Source organism: Rhodococcus sp. (in: high G+C Gram-positive bacteria) (assembly GCF_049591685.1).
Taxonomy (GTDB): Bacteria; Actinomycetota; Actinomycetes; order Mycobacteriales; family Mycobacteriaceae; genus Rhodococcoides.
The window spans coordinates 1-2,155 of record NZ_JBAWFH010000396.1; the positions used below are offsets into that span (position 1 = coordinate 1).

Here is a 2,155-nt window from a genome sequence, read left to right on the forward strand (position 1 = left end):
GCGACCAGGCACACACCGGCACTCGAGGAGTATCCCGTGACGACGACACGCATTCCGGTAGCGGGGATGACATGCGCACATTGCACGGCATCGGTGACGGAAGCCCTGACCGAAGTGGCCGGCGTCACCTCGGTCGTGGTATCCCTCGATGAGGGCGCAGCGCTTGTCGAGCACACCCCCGCCTTCGACCAGACGACCGCCCACGCGGCCATCCGCGAGGTCGGTTACAGCGTCGCCTCGTGACCGAAGCCACCGCCACGGACGAACTGCGTGCCTATCGACATCCCGTCGTCTCGCGGCGTCGGGGGGCAGTGGCGGCGGCAGTTCTCGTCGTCGTCGCTCTCGCGTTCTCTCTGCCGACGACCGTCGCGCTGCGGTACGGTCCGCGCGGATACGAGTCGATCGCGCTGAGCTTTCCCGGCGACGCGACCACCGTCGTCGCCACCGTCACCCATACGGTGGCCACCGCATCCGCCTGGGTTCTGATCGGATGCCTCCTCACGATGCTGTTCCTGCTGGCACCGCCCGGACGCCAGCGCGACCGGATCTACGGCACACCCGAGTTGCGGTGGGCTCAGGTCGCAGCAGGAACGTGGATGCTCTCGTCGGCGGCACTCATCGCCGTCGACGCCGCCGATAAGAACGGGCAACCCCTGGCACGCATCCTCGAACCCGGAGCGATCGCGCACCTCATCGACGCCTCCAATTTTCCGAAGGCATGGATCGTCAGTGCGTTGCTGGCCACCGTCGCCCTGCTTGCTCTGCTGTTCGCCGACACCTGGCGATCGCTGCTGATTCCTCTCTGGTGCGGCGCGATCGGATCGATAGCTCCGGTCGTGGTGGGCCAGATCCTCGTGGGGGCGAACCACGACTTCGGCTCGGATGCCGGAACGGTCGGAGCACTCGTGATCGGCGCACTCTGCGGCACCATCTGGGTGCTAAGCGCACGCGTCGCGACGGGACGTCTGCTCCGCCCAGCGACCCTGCAGCGAGGGCTCGGCACCCTCGGTGCGCTGTGGATGATCGCCGCGCTGGCCGACGCGATCCTGATCCCGTTCAAAATGAACGGACCCAGCGAAGGAAATCCGACGGCTCTCCTGCTCACGGCGCGCGCCGCCGCTCTGGCCGCCATCGGCGCGGTCTTGCTGGTCGGGTGGATCCGACGTCGCCGTCTCTCCGACGCCACCCTCGTCCGAATGCTCACCACCGGTTCGATCCTCGCGGGCGCCGTTCTCGGACTGACAATGGCGATGGAAAACGTTCCCCCACCCCAGTACTTCACATCGACCACGATCATGACGGTGTTCTTCGGCTTCGAACTCACCGAGGGCCCCGACTTCGCCACCCTGGCTACGACGTGGCGACCGAACATCCTGCTGGTGAGCGTCGGCATCGCCGCTGTCGCGGTCTACCTTCTCGCCGTGCGGCGCCTGCGACGCCGTGGCGACCGCTGGCCCATCGGACGCACGGTTGCATGGGTCGCCGGTTGGGTCACCGTCGGTGTCGCCACGAGCTCGGGACTCGGAGTGTATTCGGGGTCGGACTTCGGCATCCACATGATTGTCCACATGTCGCTGAACATGTTGGCGCCGGTCCTGTTGGTGATGGGCGGCATCGTCACGCTCCTGCTTCGGGCGACGACATCGCATCGCCCCGACGAACCCTCCGGCCCGCACGAGTGGATCACCTCGGTGCTGCACTGGCCGGCGCTGAAGATTCTGTACAACCCGATCGTGGTCTTCATCCTCTACGTCGGTTCGTACTACGCCCTCTATCTCACGGGACTGTTCGAGGAGATCATCCGCTTCCACTGGGCGCACCAAGCGATGAACATCCACTTCCTCATCGTGGGCTACCTCTTCTACAGCCTGATCATCGGCGTGGATCGTCCGCCCCGCCCACTTCCCCCGATCGGCAAGCTCGCTTTCGTCCTGGCCGCCATGCCGTTGCACGCCTTCTTCGGCGTGATCCTCATGATGGCGTCGACCCCCATCGCCGAGAACTTCTACCTCACCCTGGATGCCCCGTGGGGGCCCGATCTGATGCTCGCCCAGTACATCGGTGGCGGTGTGGCGTGGGCGGGCGGCGAGCTTCCGCTCGTGATCGTCATCGTGGCCCTCGGCATCCAATGGGCCCGTCAAGACCAGCGCGAAGC

The 2,155-nt window shown here is 66.1% G+C and carries 2 protein-coding genes; both read left to right on the forward strand.

Features of this window, described 5'->3' with window-relative positions; translation table 11 throughout:
- Positions 1-243, forward strand: a 243-nt coding sequence (locus tag WBQ44_RS16640) for a heavy-metal-associated domain-containing protein (RefSeq protein ID WP_495567778.1), incomplete at its 5' end; no start/stop codon positions are given.
- On the forward strand, positions 240-2,155 hold a 1,916-nt coding region (locus tag WBQ44_RS16645; RefSeq protein ID WP_495567779.1), incomplete at its 3' end, for a cytochrome c oxidase assembly protein. The genes WBQ44_RS16640 and WBQ44_RS16645, both read left to right, overlap by 4 nt.